General features: G+C 71.4%; 15 protein-coding genes. 6 read left to right on the top strand and 9 right to left on the bottom strand.

Going from position 1 to position 17,749, the window contains the following annotated elements; translation table 11 throughout:
* Positions 1 to 20: 20 nt before the first annotated feature.
* From BKA14_RS02455 to BKA14_RS02440, 4 genes are all read right to left on the bottom strand, one after another.
* Positions 21 to 968 carry a TIGR03557 family F420-dependent LLM class oxidoreductase gene (locus BKA14_RS02455; RefSeq protein ID WP_184949308.1) on the bottom strand — a complete coding sequence of 316 codons (948 nt, stop codon included), beginning with the start codon at positions 966 to 968 and terminating at the stop codon, positions 21 to 23.
* Positions 969 to 1,053: 85 nt separating this feature from the next.
* On the bottom strand, positions 1,054 to 1,692 hold the full coding sequence (locus BKA14_RS02450) for a DUF3618 domain-containing protein (RefSeq protein ID WP_184949307.1): 639 nt from the start codon (positions 1,690 to 1,692) through the stop codon (positions 1,054 to 1,056).
* Positions 1,668 to 2,090 carry a phage holin family protein gene (locus BKA14_RS02445; RefSeq protein WP_184949306.1) on the bottom strand — a complete coding sequence of 141 codons (423 nt, stop codon included), beginning with the start codon at positions 2,088 to 2,090 and terminating at the stop codon, positions 1,668 to 1,670. Before BKA14_RS02445 ends, BKA14_RS02450 begins: the two co-directional genes overlap by 25 nt.
* Positions 2,087 to 2,944 (bottom strand): hypothetical protein, encoded by an 858-nt coding sequence (locus BKA14_RS02440; RefSeq protein WP_184949305.1) that lies wholly within the window; start codon positions 2,942 to 2,944, stop codon positions 2,087 to 2,089. The genes BKA14_RS02445 and BKA14_RS02440 overlap by 4 nt, the downstream gene beginning before the upstream one ends.
* Positions 2,945 to 3,217: 273 nt before the next feature.
* Here BKA14_RS02440 and folP point away from each other — a divergent pair, with 273 nt between their 5' ends.
* Positions 3,218 to 4,015, top strand: coding sequence for a dihydropteroate synthase (folP, locus tag BKA14_RS02435; protein WP_260416749.1), 798 nt, complete (start codon positions 3,218 to 3,220; stop codon positions 4,013 to 4,015).
* A 1-nt stretch (position 4,016) separates the two neighbouring features.
* On the opposite strand, the gene BKA14_RS02430 is transcribed toward folP, so the two are convergent.
* The gene (locus tag BKA14_RS02430; protein ID WP_184949303.1) at positions 4,017 to 4,562 is read right to left on the bottom strand and encodes a TetR/AcrR family transcriptional regulator; all 546 of its coding nucleotides are present in this window, start codon (positions 4,560 to 4,562) and stop codon (positions 4,017 to 4,019) included.
* 76 nt (positions 4,563 to 4,638) lie between these two features.
* On the opposite strand from BKA14_RS02430, the gene BKA14_RS02425 reads away from it, so the two are divergent.
* Positions 4,639 to 6,042, top strand: coding sequence for a DHA2 family efflux MFS transporter permease subunit (locus BKA14_RS02425; RefSeq protein ID WP_184949302.1), 1,404 nt, complete (start codon positions 4,639 to 4,641; stop codon positions 6,040 to 6,042).
* Positions 6,043 to 6,244: 202 nt separating this feature from the next.
* Here BKA14_RS02425 and BKA14_RS02420 read toward each other — a convergent pair whose 3' ends face one another.
* Positions 6,245 to 9,547 (bottom strand): caspase, EACC1-associated type, encoded by a 3,303-nt coding sequence (locus tag BKA14_RS02420; RefSeq protein ID WP_184949301.1) that lies wholly within the window; start codon positions 9,545 to 9,547, stop codon positions 6,245 to 6,247.
* 36 nt (positions 9,548 to 9,583) lie between these two features.
* Here BKA14_RS02420 and BKA14_RS02415 point away from each other — a divergent pair, with 36 nt between their 5' ends.
* Positions 9,584 to 9,952, top strand: coding sequence for an effector-associated constant component EACC1 (locus BKA14_RS02415; RefSeq protein ID WP_184949300.1), 369 nt, complete (start codon positions 9,584 to 9,586; stop codon positions 9,950 to 9,952).
* A 391-nt stretch (positions 9,953 to 10,343) separates the two neighbouring features.
* Positions 10,344 to 11,675, top strand: a complete 1,332-nt coding sequence (locus BKA14_RS02410; protein ID WP_184949299.1) for a serine/threonine-protein kinase — start codon at positions 10,344 to 10,346, stop codon at positions 11,673 to 11,675.
* Here BKA14_RS02410 and BKA14_RS02405 read toward each other — a convergent pair.
* Both BKA14_RS02405 and BKA14_RS02400 read right to left on the bottom strand, forming a co-directional pair.
* The gene (locus BKA14_RS02405) at positions 11,672 to 12,388 is read right to left on the bottom strand and encodes a hypothetical protein (RefSeq protein ID WP_184949298.1); all 717 of its coding nucleotides are present in this window, start codon (positions 12,386 to 12,388) and stop codon (positions 11,672 to 11,674) included. The two genes, BKA14_RS02410 and BKA14_RS02405, sit on opposite strands and share 4 nt — an antisense overlap.
* A gap of 192 nt (positions 12,389 to 12,580) precedes the next feature.
* Positions 12,581 to 14,347, bottom strand: a complete 1,767-nt coding sequence (locus tag BKA14_RS02400) for a LamG-like jellyroll fold domain-containing protein (RefSeq protein ID WP_184949297.1) — start codon at positions 14,345 to 14,347, stop codon at positions 12,581 to 12,583.
* Between the two features lie 132 nt (positions 14,348 to 14,479).
* Between BKA14_RS02400 and BKA14_RS02395 the strand changes: the two genes are divergently transcribed.
* On the top strand, positions 14,480 to 14,932 hold the full coding sequence (locus BKA14_RS02395) for a hypothetical protein (RefSeq protein ID WP_184949296.1): 453 nt from the start codon (positions 14,480 to 14,482) through the stop codon (positions 14,930 to 14,932).
* Here BKA14_RS02395 and BKA14_RS02390 read toward each other — a convergent pair.
* Complete coding sequence (locus BKA14_RS02390) at positions 14,916 to 16,478, bottom strand: GntT/GntP/DsdX family permease (protein WP_184949295.1); 1,563 nt, start codon at positions 16,476 to 16,478, stop codon at positions 14,916 to 14,918. The genes BKA14_RS02395 and BKA14_RS02390 overlap by 17 nt on opposite strands.
* Before the next feature lie 1,079 nt (positions 16,479 to 17,557).
* Between BKA14_RS02390 and BKA14_RS02385 the strand changes: the two genes are divergently transcribed.
* On the top strand, positions 17,558 to 17,731 hold the full coding sequence (locus tag BKA14_RS02385; RefSeq protein ID WP_184949294.1) for a hypothetical protein: 174 nt from the start codon (positions 17,558 to 17,560) through the stop codon (positions 17,729 to 17,731).
* Positions 17,732 to 17,749: the final 18 nt, after the last annotated feature.

Genomic DNA, 17,749 nt, shown 5'->3' with positions numbered 1-17,749 from the left:
GTGCGGGTGTGATGAGCGCGCTACAGGCGGCCCTTCAGCTCCTTGGCGAAGAAGTCGAGGAAACCGTCCGGGTCGGGGCCCGCGTTCATCAGCACGATGTGGTCGAAGCCGGCCTCGGTGTATTCACGCACCGATTTCACGTACGCCTCGGGGTCGGGTCCGACGGCGAACTGCTCGGCGATGTCCTCGGGCCGGACGGTGGCCGATGCGGCCTCGAAGTTGACCGGGTTGGGCAGCTCCGACATCACCTTCCAGCCGGTCACCGCCCAGCGGGTGGTCTCGTGCGCGGCCTTGACGGCCTCTTCCGCGCTGGGCGCCCACGCCACGGAGACCTCGGCGTACTTGGGGCCCTTACCGCCGGCCCCCGCGTATGTGGAGACCAGGTCCTCGCGCGGCTCGGTGGCGAACAATCCGGTCCCGTGGGTCGCGGCCAGCTCGGCGGCCCGCTTGCCGCCGGCCGCCACGGCGATCACCGGCAGCTTGTCGGGCAGGTCGAACACCTGCGCGTCCTCCAGCTGCAGATGCTTTCCCTCGTACGACTGGTAGCCGCCCGACCAGAGGAGGTTGATGATGTCGAGCGCCTCCACCAGGCGTTCGTGCCGTCCCCGTACGCTCGGGAAGCCCTGACCCACGATGTGCTCGTTGAGCCGCTCGCCGGCGCCGATACCGAGCGTGAAGCGGTTGTCCGAGATGATGGCCAGGGTGGCCGCGGCCTGCGCGACGATGGCCGGGTGGTAGCGCACGGTCGGGCAGGTGACTCCGGTGGCCAGTTCGAGCCGCTCGGTCTGCACGGCGATGGCGCTGAGCACGTTCCACGCGAACGGCGAGTGCCCCTGCACGTCCAGCCACGGGTGGTAGTGATCGCTGATCTCGACGAAGTCGAAGCCGGCTTGCTCGGCCCGCACGGCCTGCCGGATCAGTTCCTTGGGTCCGAAGGCCTCGGCGGCCAGCTTGTATCCGAGTTTCATACCTCTCGCCTTCCCCGGTGTGACCGGGGCAAACGCGACCGGACCGGCTCCCGTACGGGTAACCGGTCCGGACTGCTGGGGGCGATCAGGAAGCGGCCGACCGGGCCTGCTCCTTCACGTCCTGCGCGTTGGACTGCGCGGTGTCCTTGGTGGTCTGCACGGCGTCCTGCGCGGTCGACTTGACCTCGCCCAGGGCCTGCTGCGCGGAGCCGGACAGGTCGTCCTTGAGCTCGGCGGCCACGTCCTTGACCTTCTCGGTCAGGTCGCCGCTGTTGTCCTTGATCTGCTGACCCGCACGCTTCTCGGCGTCGGTCACCGGGATCAGGGTGGAGGCCAGCAGGCCCACGCCGAACGCGATGATTCCGGCCGCGAGCGGGTTGCCCTGCGTCTGCGAGGCGACCGCCTGCGGGGCGTTGCGCACGGCGTCCGCCGCCTGGTGCGCCTTCTCCCCCGCCACGTCGCTGACCTGCGACGCCTTGTCGCTGACGGTGCTGCCCACCGACGACGCGGTGTCGCTCACCGAGTGGCCGACCGACGACGCCTTGTCACCCACGGTGGAGCTCACCGAGGAGCTGGTGCCCATCACTTTCTCCTTCACCGCCGTCCAGCGCCGCTGCGCGACCTTGGACGGGCTCGTCTTGGTGGCCAGCAGGTCGACGTCGCGGGTGAGCGACGCCCGGGTGTTCTCGATCTGCTGCCTCAGCCGGTCGGGTTCTTCAGCCATTGGGCGTCCTCCTTGAGCGTGTCGACGGTGCGGCGCGGCATCGGGTCGACGGTCTTGAGCTTGTTCTTTCCGACTACGTAGAGGACGCCACCGATGACGCCCCACAGGACGGCGACGATCAGCGCCGCCCAGCCCGCGGGCATGACGGCGTCGAGCGCGAACACCAGCGCGAAGCTGAGCAGCACGACGGCCAGGTAGGCGGCGAACGCGGCGCCGCCGAGCATCCCGCCGGCCTTGCCGGCCTTGGACGCCTCCTGCTTGAGCTCGGCCTTGGCCAGCTCGACCTCCTGCCGGAACAGCTGCGACAGGTCATTGCTGATGTTGCCGATCATCTCGCCGACCGAGGTCTCGGCGACCTCTTCGTCGTCGATGCGGTGGTGCTGGTTGGGAGCGGTCATCGCAGGCGCTCCGGGCTCTCGACCACGTACTCCTCACGGACGGTGGGCGTGCCGGTGCCGGTCGAGGTGTACTCGGTGGCGCTGGCGTAGCCCGGACCGGTGGCGTACTCGTCCGTGCCGGCCGCGTACCCGGTGGTGTAGCCGGGCGTGGTCGTCACCGGGGGCGTGGTCACCGTGGCGGGCGGGGTGTAGCCACCCTGGCCCGACACGAAGGAGTCGCTGTCCGGCTTGGTCACTCCGGCGTTCGGGTCGGCCTTGGCCACGACCTTGCCGAGCCGTCCGACGACGAAGCCGGCGGCCAGCGCGGTGGCCAGGAAGGCTCCAGGCCGGCGACGGGCGAAGTCCTGCACCTCGCGCAGCACGCCGTCGGGGCCGTTGCGGTCGAGGTAGTCCGCGAACTGGCGGCCGCCCTCGGCCACCCGCGAGACCACGGCGGCCGCGGGCGAGTCGCCGCGTTCGCCGCGCATCTCGTCGAGCTGGTCGGCGGTGTCGCGGATCTGGCTGACCAGCCGGTCGTTCTGGCTCTTGGCCTGGTCGCTGACGCGGCTCTTCACGTCCGAGGCGAGGTTGGACGCCTGCGCCTTGGCCTCCTGGCCGACGCGGGCCGCCTGCTCCTTGGCCGTGTCCTTGACGTCGGTCGCCGCCTGGCCTGCGGCCTGCCCCGTCTGGGAGGCGACCTCCTTGGCCTTCTCCTTGGCGCCGCCCGCCGAACCGGTGGACGACTGGTCGCTGTAGCTCTCGGTGGCGTAAGAGCTCTCGGTGGCGTAAGCCTGGGTCGGGTAGTCGGCCGTGGTCGGCACGTCGACGGGAAAGGCGTCGTCCGGTCGACGAGCGCCCGAGGGCACGTCACTCATGGGGATTCCTCCAAAAAGGATTCGTCGTGTGCCTACGTTGCATTGGCTACCCGGCTGCGTGCTCCGCCATTCCTCATTTTCGGTGAGCAATAAAGTCAAAAATGACATCGCATGATCGGTTCGGATACGGGTATCCGTGACGTCCTTTTCTATTTTGGGCACTGCTCGAAAATCACCTCACGAGGCCTGTTACCCTGCCCAATCGTGAGCGACAAGACCGCAGTCCGAATCATCGGCGGCCGCCCGTACGACTTTTCCCGGCGCGTCGCCGTGATGGCGATCGTCAACCGGACACCCGACTCTTTTCACGATCGCGGCAGCACGTTCGCGCTCGGGAAGGCGCTGGAGGCGGTCGACGCCGCGGCCGCGGCCGGGGCCGATTGGATCGACGTCGGCGGGGTGCCGTTCGCGCCCGGCCCCGACGTCTCGGCGGCCGAGGAACTCGAACGGGTGCTGCCCGTCGTGGAGGCGGCCAAGTCACGCTGCGTGGTCTCGGTCGACACGTTCCGGCCCGAGGTCGCGGCCGAGGTGATCAAGGCGGGGGCCGGGGTCGTCAACGACACGTCGGGGCTGCGTGACCCGGCGATGGCCGAGGTCGTCGCGGGCACCGACGCGCAGCTGGTGATCTGTCACAGCCTGGCCGCCCCGCGCACGCTGTGGCCGAGCCCGCAGTATGACGACGTCACCGCCGACATCCAGAAGTTTCTGCGCGACCGGGTGGCGCTGGCGCTCGACCGCGGCGTGCGGCCCGGGCAGATCATCATCGATCCCGGTCACGACCTGAACAAGAACACTCTGCACACGCTGGAGCTGACCCGGCGGCTGGACGAGATCGCCGCGGTCGGCTACCCGCTGCTGGCCGCCGTGAGCAACAAGGACTTCATCGGCGAGACGCTCGACGTGCCGCAGCACGAGCGCCTGGCCGGCACGCTGGCCGCGGTGGTCTTCTGCGTCCTGCGCGGCGCCCGGATCGTGCGGGTGCACGACGTGCGGGCCACGGTCGACGCCGTACGCATGACGGAGGCGATGCTGGGTTGGCGGGAGCCCGCCTACCTCCGGCACAACATGTAGCTCACTTCTTGCCGAAGGTGGACAGCAGCCCCCGGGCCCACGGTTGCGGGGGCACCGCGTCCGGCCCCACCAGCCGCATAGCGCCCATGCAGGTCAGCAGCATGCCGAAGGCGAAGAAGTCGCTCGCCTCCTCGTCGGTGGCCCCGGTGAGCTCGCGCACCACCTCGTACAGGCCGCCGAAGCAGGCCCGCACCGGGTCGCCGATCGCCGGATCCCCCGCGGCCGCGAACCCGTGCAGCAGCATGCTGGTCAGTTCCGGCTCTTCGAGCAGTTCCTTGTACGCCTGGCCGAGGCTCTCCAGGGTGGCTTCGCGCTCGGCCGCCGCGCGCCACTTGGCCTCGATGCGGGCGCCCGCGTGCTGGACGGCGGCCAGGAACAGCTCCTGCTTCGTGCGGAACAGGCGGATCACGTACGGCTGGGAGACGCCGGCCAGGCGGGCCACCTGATCCGTCGTCGTGCCGGCGTAGCCGTTCTGGCTGAACGCCTGGACGGCGGCCGCGATCAACTGCTCCTGGCGTTCCTCTGCGGTGAGGCGGGTTCGGGTCACGGTTGACATGTTATCAGTCAATAACTACCGTGGCTGTCGTAGTTATCAGTCGATAACAACTTCTCCGGGGAGAGTCATGACCGCCGTACTCGAGGCGCCCGCACCACATCGGCGCAACCGCCGCCCGCTCGCCGCGGTGCTGGCCGCCGTCGGCATCCCGACCTTCATGGTCACGCTGGACAACCTGGTCGTCAGCACGGCGCTACCGGTGATCCGCACCGACCTGAACGCCTCGCTGGCCGACCTGCAGTGGTTCGTCAACGCCTACACGCTGCCGTTCGCGGCCTTCCTGCTCACCGCGGCCGCGCTGGGCGACCGCCTCGGCCGGCGTCGCATGTTCATCGCCGGCCTGGTCGTCTTCACCCTGGCCTCGGCCGCCGCCGCCCTGTCGGCCGAAGCCTGGCAGCTCACCGCGGCCCGGGCGGTCCAGGGCCTCGGCGGGGCCGCGGTCGCCCCGCTGGCCCTGACACTGCTGGCCGAGGCGGTGCCGGGCAGACTCCGTACGGCGGCCGTCGGCATCTGGGGTGGCATCAGCGGACTCGGCGTAGCAGTCGGCCCGGTCGTGGGCGGCGCGGTCGTCGAGGGCCTGGACTGGCACTGGATCTTCTGGCTGAACGTCCCGATCGGCGTCGTGGCCGTCGTGCTCGCCCTGACCGTGCTCGGCGAGTCCCGCGGGGGTGCGCGCCGGCTCGACCCGCTGGGCCTGCTGCTCTCCGCGGCCGGCATGCTGCTGGTGATCTGGGGCGTGGTCGACGGACCCGAACGCGGCTGGACCTCGGGCCGCATCCTGGCCATGCTGATCGGCGGCGGCGCGCTGCTGGCCGCGTTCGTGCTCTGGCAGGCCCGCAACCCGCACCCCATGCTGCCGCTGCGCCTGTTCCGCTCCCGCGGCTTCAGCCTGGTCAACACGGTCACCCTGACCTTCTCGGCGGGCGCCTTCGGCTCGGTGTTCCTGCTGGCCCAGTTCTTCCAGGTCGTGCAGGGCCTGAGCCCGCTCGACGCCGGTTTGCGCACGCTGCCCTGGACGGCCGCCCCGATGATCGTGGCCCCGCTGGCCGGCCTCTTCGGCGACCGCATCGGCCAGCGCGCCCTGATCTTCACCGGTCAGCTGTTCCTGGCCGCCGGCGTCCTCTGGATCGCCCTGGCCACCAGCACCACGGTCACCTACGGCAGCCTGATCACCGCGTTCCTCCTGGCCGGCATCGGCATGGGCCTGACGTTCGCCCCGATCAGCACCGTCGCCCTGGCCAGCGTCACCGAACAGGACCGCGGCGTGGCCTCCGGCGTCAACAACACGATCCGCGAGGCCGGGGTGGCCGCCGGCGTGGCCGTCCTGGCCTCCATCTTCAGCTCGTACGGCGGCTACACCAGCCTGCAGTCCTTCGTCGACGGCCTCCGCCCCGCAGTCGTCGTCGGCGCCGCCATCGTCGCCGCGGGCGCCCTGGTCGCCCTCGGCCTGCCCCGCCGCAACCACCCCTGAAAACCCTTCCCCGTACGCCGGGCCGCCTATGCGCGGCCCGGCGCACGACCACGCGGTCCCGCCCTCGGCGCCCCTTCCCGCGTGCCGGTCCGCCGCTCACGGCCCCGGGATCGCTTGCCGCGGCGCCCGCCCCACCGAGCGGTCCGGCGCCTCGCGGGCCGTCCGCGTCGTACGGCCCTCGATCAGATGGCGCGGCCGGTCCTCACTCGGAGCCGGCCAGCTCGCGGGCGGTTTCCCGGGTTGCCGGGTGTTCCTCGCCCAGCACCTGGATGCGGGTGGCGAGCACGCGGCGGAGCAGGTCGATGGCCTCTGTCCGGCGGGCGGCGACCCGGTAGGCCGAGGCCAGCACGGCCAGCGCGTTGAGGGTGATGGGATGGTCCTCGCCGAGCAGGCGACGGCAGTCGGCGGCCACCCGCTCGGCGTGCGCGATGGCCTCGCCCGCCCAGCCCGCCTCCCGATACGCCGCGGCCAGATTGATCCGGGCCGTGAGCGTGTCCAGGGCCGGTTCGCCCAAGGCCCGGCGGGACGCGGACACGACCTGTTCGTGCAGGTCGACCGCTTCGGTGGTGCGGCCGGCCAGGCGGTACGCGCGGGCCAGGTTGTTGCGGGCGGCGAGCGTGTCCGGGTGATCGTTGCCGAGCAGCCGCACGTAGTCGGCCAGCACCGACTCCTGCTGCTCGATGGCCTCGCCGAGCCGGCCCACGGTCTGGTAGGCCGATGCGAGATTGTGCCGTGAAGTCAGTGTGTCCGGGTGTTCCCGGCCCAGCTGCTTCTCCCGGATCTCGTAGACCCGCTCGAAGTCCCGGATCGCGATGTCGGCCTGCCCCTGGAAGAGCCGGTACGTGGCCGCCTGATCGACGACGAAGTGCAGCTCGGGCACGTTCTGCCGGGGGAGGCTGTCGATCAGCGCGTCGATGTGCGGCAGGAGCTGGTTCCAGCGCGCCCACCCGGCGACACCGATGGCCGGATCACCGGGGATCGCCTGGCGCAGCAGCTTCGCGGCCTGCCGCTGCGGATCCGGCACCTGGTCCCAGAAAGGCCCGAGCACCGAATCGGGGATCCGCGCCACCTCCTGGACCAGGCGATGCGAGCGCACCGAGCCCCCGTGGCGGCTGATCAAGCTGTGCGAGGCGAGGATCGTCAAGGCGCGATCCAGCTCCTCGGGCCCGTCCGTCATCGGCATCAGCACGCCCTCGGGCAGCGGCTCCCGGGCCAGACAGGCCAGCACCGACAGGATCTCGGCGGCCGTGGGCGACTGCCGGCGTACGGACGCAAGGCTCACCCGCACCACGTCACCGGGCTCGGGAAGCATCGGCAGGGCCGCCGCCAGCCGGTCCGGGCCGCTGTCACTGACCAGAGCGGCCGCCTGGTGCAGGGCCAGGGGCAGGTCACCGAGCCGATCGGCCAGCGCGTCCGCCTCGTCCACGTCGGTCAGACCGGTCAGCCGAACCAGGATGCGCACGCTGGCCGCGCGGTCCAGCACGTCCAGATCCAGCAGCACGAACCCGAGCTGACGCAGCCGCGGCCAGTTCGGCAGGCGACGCGTCGTGAGCAGCAGCCGCCCCCGGCCCGCCACCTGCTCGACCAGACCGCCGGCCTGCTCGGCGCCCTCGACACCGTCCAGGATCAGCAGCCAGTCGTCGTTGTTCTGCAGCCAGTTGAGCGCCCACGCCTGTGCGTCGGCCAGCGTGCCCGCCGGGTGCAGCCGGGCGGCCAGACCGGCCAGGCCCAGACCCACGTTCTGCGGGGTGTCCGCCGTGATCAGCCAGGCCACCCGGTAGCGGTCCCGGTTGGCCTGCGCGTACTCGACGGCCAGCTGCGTCTTGCCGATCCCGCCGATCCCGCGGATGACGACCGCGGCCGCCGCCTCGTCGTCGAACCGGGCGTCGATCTCGGTCAGGTCGCGGCCCTCGAACACGGCGCTGCGCGGCGGCAAGTTGTCGATCATCTGGCCGGTCGTCGAGGGAATCCGGGGGGCGGCTTCGGCGTACGGGAAAAGGGTCACCGTGACGGCATCGCCGGAACGCAGCACGGTGGGCTCGGCGGCGCCGCGCACACGGCAGTCGGCCAGCGCCCGCGGAATGCCCGCGCCCTCGCTCTCGACCAGGCTGTTCCAGGTCAGCACGTGCGCGAGCCAGAAGTTGCGCTGCCGCGACTCGCCGGCCAGGCGGCCCAGCGGCACCGGTTCACCGTCCGGGAGATCGGCGCCGCTCCACTCGCCCGGGCTGGTGATCTCGACCCGGTCGGCGAAGACCCGCACGTGCACACACATCTGCGCGTGCCCGTAGTCACGATGCACCAGCGCGTTCGCGATGATCTCGCGCACCGCCACCATCGGGAACCGGTAGACCGGCTCGGTCGTCGCCAGCTCCGGCGTCGGCGCCTCCCCGCGACGGGCCAGCCCGGCCACGAACGCCCGCGCGTGTTCGATCTGCTCCGGCACGGTGCCCTGCAGGACGCGCTTGTCCATCGGCGAGTCGCGCCCGGTGCCGTGGAACTGGGTGCACTGCACGGTCGCCGTCGGGATCACGGCCATCGGGTCCTCACCGAAGAGCAGCGCGCCGGCCCGGGTCAGCCGCCCGTCCCGCAAGAGGTTGGCGGACTGCAGGAAGGCGGTCGCGGAACCCCCCACCTGGCGCCCGACATCGGGCCGCATCCGCTCCCGGAACTCGGCCACCCGCCGCGCGTCGAGCACGGTCGCCCCGGTCGTGCCGTCGAGAAAGTCCCGGCCCTCACCCGGCCCGCCACCACCGGGCTCGCCGCCGTGGTGGCCGGCCGGGCCGAAGGCGGCGACCGCCGGGGACAGCGCTCGCCGGGCGATCGCCACCGAGCCGTACCCGTCGAACTTGTGCCGCGGCTCCGGTGCGCCCTTCAGCGTGACCTGCAAATACTTGTAGAGGTCGGCCAGATCCACCCGCCCGTCCCCGTCGCCGTCGGTGGCCCCCGAACGCAGCCCCTCGACCAGCGCCCGCGTGAACGGGCTGGGCTGCCCGTCCCTGGTGGCGTCCTCGGCCAGCTGGGCCGCGCCGGTGGCGGTCAGCACGAAACGGCCCTTGCCCGAGAGCAGCTGCTCCACATTGACCGGTCCGCCCTTGAAGGCCCCGCCGTGACAGCAGTCCAGGATGATCACGATCGTACGGGCCAGGGAGTCGGCCAGGATGTCGGTCAGCGTCTCGTTGGACACGGCCGTGCTGGGCAGCAGGTCGGCCACGGTGTCGGTGGCGCACAGGTAGAGCTTGCCGTTGCGGCTGCGGCCGTGCCCGCTGAAGTAGAGCAGCAGCACGTCGTCGGCCGTGGCCTCGTGGAAGAAGGTGTTCACCTGGATGGCGATCTCGTGCCGGGTCGCGTCGTAGAGCAGGCTGACCTGGGCCGGCTCGAACATGCCGGTCTGCTCGTCGGTCAGGGCCGCGGCCAGCAGCCGGCCGTCGGTGCGGGGCCCGTGCAGGTCGTCGAGCCGCGAGTCGGCCCCGTAGGCCGAGTTGCACACGAGCAGCGCGCGATACACGCATCCACTATGGCCGACACGATCTACTCTGTCGCTGTGGTCCTCCATCTGCGCCCCGAACTGCCGGGCCTCTCCCCCGGCGACGACCCCCTCCAGCTGGCCACCGCGGAACTGATCGCCGACCTGCGCGAGGCCGGCCTGCCCGCCACCGAGACCGGCCCGGCCACCCCCGGCACCAAGGGCACGCTCACCGACGTGGCCGTCACGATCGGCGGTTCCACCGCAGCCGCCGGCGCCCTGGTCCGGATCATCAACCTGTGGCTGCACCGCGACCGCCGCCGCACCCTCACGATCACTCGCTCCGGCCCGGACACCCCCGAGGTGATCAAGATCCAGGGCGAGGCCATCTCCGACCGCACCCTCCACGAGGCAATCCAGAAACTCCTCGACGACGAGCCCGCCTGACCCGCCGCGGCCACGGTCATGGCCCTTGGCCGCGGCGCGTTCCGCGAGACCCAACGCGACCACCCCTGTCACTGCCCCCACGAAGAAACACAACGTCGCGGGAACAGCGACGATCGACAGAAGGAATGCCACCTGCGCCCTTCGCTCCGCGCTGAGTGCCGGCCACGACGAACGGGCTTGCGACCCGGCGCCGGCTGTGCGGCGACTCCACGGCGACGAGTCTCCGGCCGCACCTTGTGCTGCTGCGCTCGGCGATCGCCGCGGTCACCGGCCGGCGGCTCCAGTGGCAGACGATCCACCGCACGGGCGATCGGAGCTCCGCGCCCGTTCCCGGACGTTGACCACCGTCGTTGCGCGTATGGTCTCGGCGGCGTACGGGTAGAGGAGGTCCATGCCATCCCCAGGTGAGATTCTCGGTGACCGCTACCGGCTGGACGACCGGATCGCGGCCGGCGGCATGGGTGAGGTCTGGCGGGCCACCGACACCGTGCTCGGGCGCGACGTGGCGGTCAAGACGCTGCACGCCGACCGGGCCGGCGACCCCGGCTTCCAGGAGCGTTTCCGGCACGAGGCCCGGTCGATGGCCGCGCTGCACCACCCCGGGGTGGCCGACGTCTACGACTTCGGCGAGACCGCGGGCGGGGCCGACGCGTACATCGTGATGGCCCGCATCGACGGTCAGCCGCTGAACGAGCGGATCGCCGAGAAGGGCCGGCTGACCGCGGCCGAGACCATGTCGGTGGTGGCCCAGGCGGCGCGGGCCCTCGAGGCCGCGCACGAGGCCGGCATCGTGCACCGCGACGTGAAGCCGAGCAATCTGATCATCAAGCCGGACGGCACCGTCGTGCTGGTCGACTTCGGGGTGGCCCGCTCGGCCGGCTCGTCGACGCTGACCGGGGCCCGCGAGGTGGTCGGCACGGCCATGTACATCGCGCCCGAGCAGGTTTCGAAGGAGACCACCGGGCCGCCCGCCGACCTGTACGCGCTGGGTGTGGTGGCCTATCACTGCCTGGCCGGGCATCCGCCGTTCACCGGCGACAACCCGATCGCCATCGCCATGCAGCACCTGAGCGAGCCGCCGCCCGACCTGCCCGAGGACGTGCCACCGGCGGTGCGCGCCCTGGTCGTGCGGGCGATGGCCAAGCGGCCGGAGGATCGTTTCGCCAGCGGGGCGGCGATGGCCGCGGCGGCCGACCGGGCGCTGTCCGGTGGCGGTGCCGACACGACCGCGATCCTGGCGGCGCCCCGCTATGCCGCGGCCGCGGCCCCCAAGACCCTTTCCGAGCCCGTACGGGGTGAGGGACCGAGACGCGCCACGCTGGTGCTGGCCGGGGCGGGGGCGCTGGTGCTGGTCGCGGCGATCGCGGCACTCGCGGTGTGGCTGCCCGACCGGGGCGGTGACGACGGCACGCCGGGTGTGGTCTCGCCGTCGCAGTCGGCGCGGGGGACGGTGGGCTCGGGTGACGCGCCCGTGAAGCCGGCCGGCACGCGGACTCGCGACAATCCGCAGCGGCCGACGACCAAGCCCGCGCCGCCGCAGGGCACTCCGGCCACCACGCCGCCCGACACTGCCGAACCCGGCACCACCACGTCGCCGCCGATCACCTCGGCCCCGCCGGAGGAGGAGGAACCGCCGCCACCGGACGGCGAGGTCACGTCGGCGCCGGCCGGCGATGGCGAGGGCGAAGGCGACCCGAACGACGGCGCCGTCGCGGTCCCTTAAGGTCGCGCGGTCACCTGGGCCTTGAGCTGGGCCACCTCGGAGGTGAGCTGCTCGATCGCGTCGAACAGCTTGGGCATCTGGTCGTTGGCGATCGTGCCGGTGCGCAGGTTGGTGGTCACGATCGCGCCGTCGGCCCGCTGCGTCGGCGTCTTGGTGGCCTTGCCGACGTTGAAGGCCCAGATGTCGTCGATCTGCGCCTTCACCTGCTTGGCGATCTCAGCGGAGATCCACTTCTTGTCGTCGGCGGTGAGTGCCACGGGAACGTCCTCCAAATGCCAGGAAGCCACTGAGGCTTCGCGGTTCGTCTCGTACGAGGATGAGAAGTGCGCGTGGTGATCGTGCGGGTTGGCCCCGGAGTAGGCCTGCTGACGCCACCCGTTGGCGGCCGACCAGATCCGCCGGTTGTAGATGATGTAGCGCAGGCGGGTCTCGGCCCCGGACCGGCAGCGGGTGAGCAGGAACTGCACCACCTTCTCCATGCTCAGGCCGGGCGTCCGCAGATCCACGTCGACGTCGATCGCGTGCACCTCGTTGGTCCGGTCGGCGTCGCGGATCGGCACGTTGCCGGTCTCGTCCGGGTTGTGATCCGACTGGCCCGACTGGTGTGCCGTGTCGCCGACGGAGCCGTCGCTCGACTTGTCGCGGTTCGGCGCGATCGCGTTGAACTCGGAGCGCAGCTTCACCAGGCAGGGCACCAAGATCCAGCTGGCCATTCGTCAGCTCCTCACGCTGCGTAGACGACGGCGGGCAACGCTACCAGTACCCGTACGGGAGGTCATCACTCAATTAGGCCCAGATTGTGGCATGTGGGAAAGCCAACTCTCCACTTCGATCATGAACACTGGGTGACCGCCCGAAAGCAGAAAGGGCCGCCGACCAGCGTCGGCGGCCCGTCCTGTGAGGACTCAGCCGATGGTGATCCAGACGTCGTCGAGGGCACCGTGGAACTGGTCGTTGTCCTGGCCCGCACCCTTGCCGCCGAGGCTGAACGGATGGGCACTGTCCACTGTGAGCGACTCCGGGATCGCGGTGGTCGCCCGCACCTGCTCGTCGACCACGATCGTCAATGCGGGGCCGGCGCGGCGGCACTCCAGGGCGTGCCACTTGTCGTCGGCGATCGAGTTCCGGCTGCGGACCACGTACGTCGTCCCGCCGCTCCGGTCGGTCACCGCGCAGCTGGGCTTGCCCGAGACGCCGTCCACCTGCAGCTTGTACTGGCCGCCTTCGCTCGCGTAGCCCTTCTGCAGGATGTTCTGCCCGTCCGGGCCCCGCGCGCCGGCCGGCGGCGAGGCGAGGCGCACCCCGGCCCCGTACCGGAAGGGTCTGGCCTGCGGGTTGAGATCCGGGGTCGTTGTGGCCTGCAGCACCAGCTTGGGACAGGTGTCGCCGGCGCAGCGCGGCGGGAACGTCAGAGCTTGACCCGCGCCGTGCGGCTCCATCGCGACCCGGCCGCCGTCACGGGTGACCGCGCGCAGCAGGTGACCGTGGCCCGACCCGTCGTCGAACGTGCCGTCGGCGCTCGTCGAATCGAAGTTGTACGAGGCCACGGGGCCGTCCGCGGACGCCTTCTCCACCCTCGGCGTCACACCGGCGAAGGCCACGTAACGCTTGCGGGAGATCGCGCTGACCGTGGTGAAGTCGCCGACCGCGCTGATCGAGCCGAGCTGCGGGCTGGTCGCGATCTGCCGGGTGCCGACCACGCCGTTGGCCTGCGGCGCCCACTCCAGCAGGTTGCCCTGGGCGTCGACGGCGGCCAGTTTTCCGCGCGGCACCGAACCGTCGGTGCAGACGCCCTTGACGCCGTTGTTCGTGGTGGTGCAGGCCTTGTCGAAATGCCCTCCCACGTACGTCGTCCCGTCGAGCACGGCCACCGCCTGCGCGTCGCCGTCGAAAACACGCGTCCAGCGGGTCACCCCGGCCGGCGTGTACGCCACCGCGCGCCCGCCCTGCCCGCCGAGCGCCACGTAGACGCCCGCCGGGTCGGCCGCGACCGCGAAGACCTGCGAGACCGGCTTCGGCCCGAACGCCGTGTCGAGCGCTCCGGTCGCCGGGTCCACGGCGGACAGTCGCAGCGTCGAACTCTTGCCGTTCGTCTTGTGGAAACGCCCGCCCACGTACACCCGCTGAGGTGTGACGGCGACGGCGTTGACCACGTCGTCGGTCGTCGGGGCCCACGGGTCGAGCGCACCCGTGGCCAGCGTGAACGCCGCCAGGTTGCCGCGCGGAACCCCGTTCACGGACGTGATCCGGCCACCCAGGTAGAGCCTCCCGTGGCCGGTCGCGAGCGCGTTGGGCTGACCCACCACCGTGTGCCGCATCGGCGTCAGCTGCCCGTTCGTCGCGCCGATCCCGGCCACCGCGTCACGCGCGGTGCCGTTGACGGTGTCGAAGTCGCCGGCCGCGTAGACGACATCGCCCGCGACGGCCAGGGCGCGCACATTGGCGTCGGCCGACGGCTGCCAGTCGAGGAGATTTCCCGTACGGGCGTCGAGCGCGGCCAGCCGGGTGCGCGCCACTGATTTGCCGCCGACGATCGCGCTGGTGAAGTTGCCGCCGACGTAGACCGTGGAGCCGCGGTAGGCCACCGCGTACACCGGCCCGTTGAACGACGGGGACCTCACCGGCTGCGACGTGACCACCTCGGCGACCGCGACACCGCCAGCCGTGATCATGAGCCCGGCCACGGCAACGGTCAGGCTAGTTTTTCGGATGTTGGGCACATAGCTCGTTAACTACGCTCCCGGCACGGGGTTGCGCGCTTTCCACCGGTGGTGAGTCCATCGATTGCTACTAAAATGTCGGGGATGTGTCACCGTCGACTCACCACAGTGCCGCTCGTGCTGGCCGGCCTCCTCGCCGGCTGCCAGGTCGATGCCACACCCGGTTCACACCCCGTGCCGATCAGCAACGCGCCGGTCCCGACGGCATCGGCGGGCGTGCCGGAATACGTCTGCGCGGCCACCGACAAGATCCTCCACGACGGTGCTTCCCGCCTGGCCACCCTGGCCACCGGTTCCGGCGACGAGGTCACCACCGGCGTGCAACGAACCCTGGCCGACATGGCATCCCAGGTCGCCGCCGAACGGGCTGCGGTGAGCGACGTCGGCCTGCTCGACGCCCTGCAGAAAATCAGCGACGAGCTCGCCGCCGGGGCCGCCCGCCCCGACCCCGTGGCCTACGTGAACGGCGACTTCCCGACGGTCGGCCAGAAACTCGACGGCCACTGCGACCAGGAGCCGGCTAGACCACCAGGCTGAGCAGCATCACGCAGGCGAACCCGACCACCGAGATGATCGTCTCCATCACCGACCAGGTCTTGATGGTCTGGCCCACGGTCATCCCGAAATACTCCTTGACCAGCCAGAAACCGGCGTCGTTGACGTGCGAGAAGAACAGCGAACCGGCGCCGATGGCCAGGGCGAGCAGCGCCACGGTCGGCCGGTCGAGCGTGGCCGCCAGCGGTGACACGATGCCGGCGGCGGTGATCGTGGCGACCGTGGCCGACCCGGTGGCGAGGCGGATGCCCACCGACACCAGGAAGCCGAGCACCAGCGCGTTGATGTTGGCGTCCCGGGCCGCGTCGGCCACCACGTTGCCCACGCCCGCGTCGACCAGCACCTGTTTGAAGCCGCCGCCCGCGGCCACGATCAGCAGGATGCCGGCGATCGGGGGCAGCGACCCGCCGATGACGGCCGAGGTCTGCTGACGGTCGAACCCGGCCCGCTTGCCCAGACTCCACATGGCCAGCAACAGCCCGGCCAGCAGCGCGACGACCGGCTCGCCGATCACCTCGAGGGCGCCGCGGACGCTGTTGCCCTCGGCCAGCGTCAGCTCACCGACGGCGCGGGCCAGCATGAGCACGATCGGCACCATCACCGTGAGGACCGCGGGCCAGAAACCCGGGTTGCGCCGCGTCGCCGGCAGTTGCTCGTCGACCAGGGCGTCGGGGCGGCCGCCAGGGTTGGCGACGTCGTCCCGGTCGACGAAATCCTGCCCACCGGCGGGTGTCCTGTCGCCGCTCAGCCGGTCGCCTGCCCGGTCGCCTGCCGGGCCGCCTGCCCGGTTCCCAGCCCGGTCGCCTGCCCGGTCGCTGCCCGCCCGGTCGCCGCTCGTCTGCTCGCCGCCCGCCAGGTTCAGGGCGGGCACCTGCAGGGGCACCCGCTTGGCGATCCAATTGCCGAAGACCGGACCCGCGACGATCACGGTCGGGATCGCGCAGATCAGGCCGAACATCAGAGTCAGCCCGAGATCGGCGTTGAGGTTGGCGATCGCGACCAGCGGCCCCGGGTGCGGCGGCACCAGACCGTGCAACACCGAGAGCCCCGCCAGCGCCGGGATGCCGATCCGCAGCAACCCGATGTCCGTACGCCGGGCCACCAGCAGCACGATCGGCACGAGCAGCACCACGCCGACCTCGAAGAACAACGGCAGCCCGATCAGCGCCGCCACCCCGGCCATCGCCCACGGCAGCGCCGACCCGGTCACCCGGGTGACGATCCGGTTCACGATGCCGTCGGCCCCGCCCGACTCGGCCAGCAACGCCCCGATCATCGACCCCAGCGCGATCAGCAGCCCGACGTTGCCCACGGTGCTGCCGAGCCCCGCCGTGAACGAGTCGATCGTGGCGCCCGGCGACGCCCCCGCGACGATGCCGAGCGTGGCCGACCCCAGAATCAGGGCCAGGAACGGATGCCATTTGGCCCAGGCGATCAACAGGACCACAACTACGATGCCCAGCACGGCGGCCAGCACAAGCTGCCCGGTCCCCGCGTCGGTGATGGCCTCAGCCGCGACAGACGTCATACGTGCGCGACTACCCGACCCGAGTAATTTTCAATCTACGCCCGCCGTGCCGCCTGACCTGCGGACGCGGCGTTCGCCTGGCCAGCAGGCCGGCGGGGGCCGCCCCGCTGATCGTCCGGTCGCCACCGGCCACACCGAGTGGACCGGCATCGCGACGTCCGGCTCGTTCACCGCCTTGGCCTCATCTCGTCCCGGAGCCAGGCGATTCCGCCGCCGCTCGCTCGTCTCCCCAGCGGTACGCGACCCGCGAAGCCCAACCCGTCCCGCACTCCGGTGCGTCGCGCGAAGTCCGTCCCGTCCCGGAGCTGGGCGCGTCCTCAACCGCCCGCCCGAACCCGGAGCCGGTCATGTCCCCCACCGCCCACCCGACCCGAAGCCGGTCACACCCCCACCGCCCACCCGAACCCGAAGCCAGTCACACCCCCCACCGCCCACCCGACCCGAAGCCAGTCACACCCCCCACCGCCCACCCGACCCGAAGCCAGTCACACCCCCCACCGCCCACCCGACCCGAAGCCGGGCGCGTCTGAAGCCGCTCGCTCTGCCCCGTGGTCGGGCCCGTCGCGCACCATCACGCATGACGCCGGCCCGGGCCGGGCCCGTAAGGCGAGCGCCACGTCGCAGAGGTGCTGATCACGCAGCCGGAACCGAGCTGAGCGGCCTGCACGGCCACGACCCGGTAGCCGCCGCCGAGCTTCGCGTGCTGGCCTACCAGATGACCCGTCGCGGCCCGTTCCTCGGCTCACCCCGACCGCCTTCGAGCAGCGCACCATCATCGAGCGCAGCCTGGCCGCACCTTCGCTGCGCAGCCCGCCCACCCGTCCGCACGGCCCGCTTCCGCCAGCGGCGGCCCGCTTCCGCCAGCGGCGGCCCGCGTGACCCTCGGAGCCCTGACTGCCGGCACCATGGCCGGCCTATTCGCCCGTCACCGGCCTCGGTCACCCGTATCAGGCCGCCGTCGCCACCATCCTGCAAGCCGCCTCACTGCGCCTCTCCGTGCACCGAGCCATTCAGCACGGCGGCCGCCACCTTCGCCGGTTGGCTAGTCGCGGGCGCCGCGGTTGCCCGGCGTCCAGATCGTGGTGGCTCAGGTCGTCGCCGAACTGCTGGCCGTGCTGATCGTCGCTTTGCCGGCCGTGCTGATCGCCGCTTTGCCGGCCGTACTGGTCGTCACTCCGCTGGCCGTACTGGTCATCGCTCCGCTGGCCCTGCTGGTCGGCAGCTCGGTCGCGAGTCCCCGCCGCTCGATTTGATCGGCGACCGGCTCATCA

Source organism: Paractinoplanes abujensis (genome assembly GCF_014204895.1).
GTDB classification, from domain to species: domain Bacteria; phylum Actinomycetota; class Actinomycetes; order Mycobacteriales; family Micromonosporaceae; genus Actinoplanes; species Actinoplanes abujensis.
This window is presented reverse-complemented; position numbering and strand designations above follow the sequence as displayed.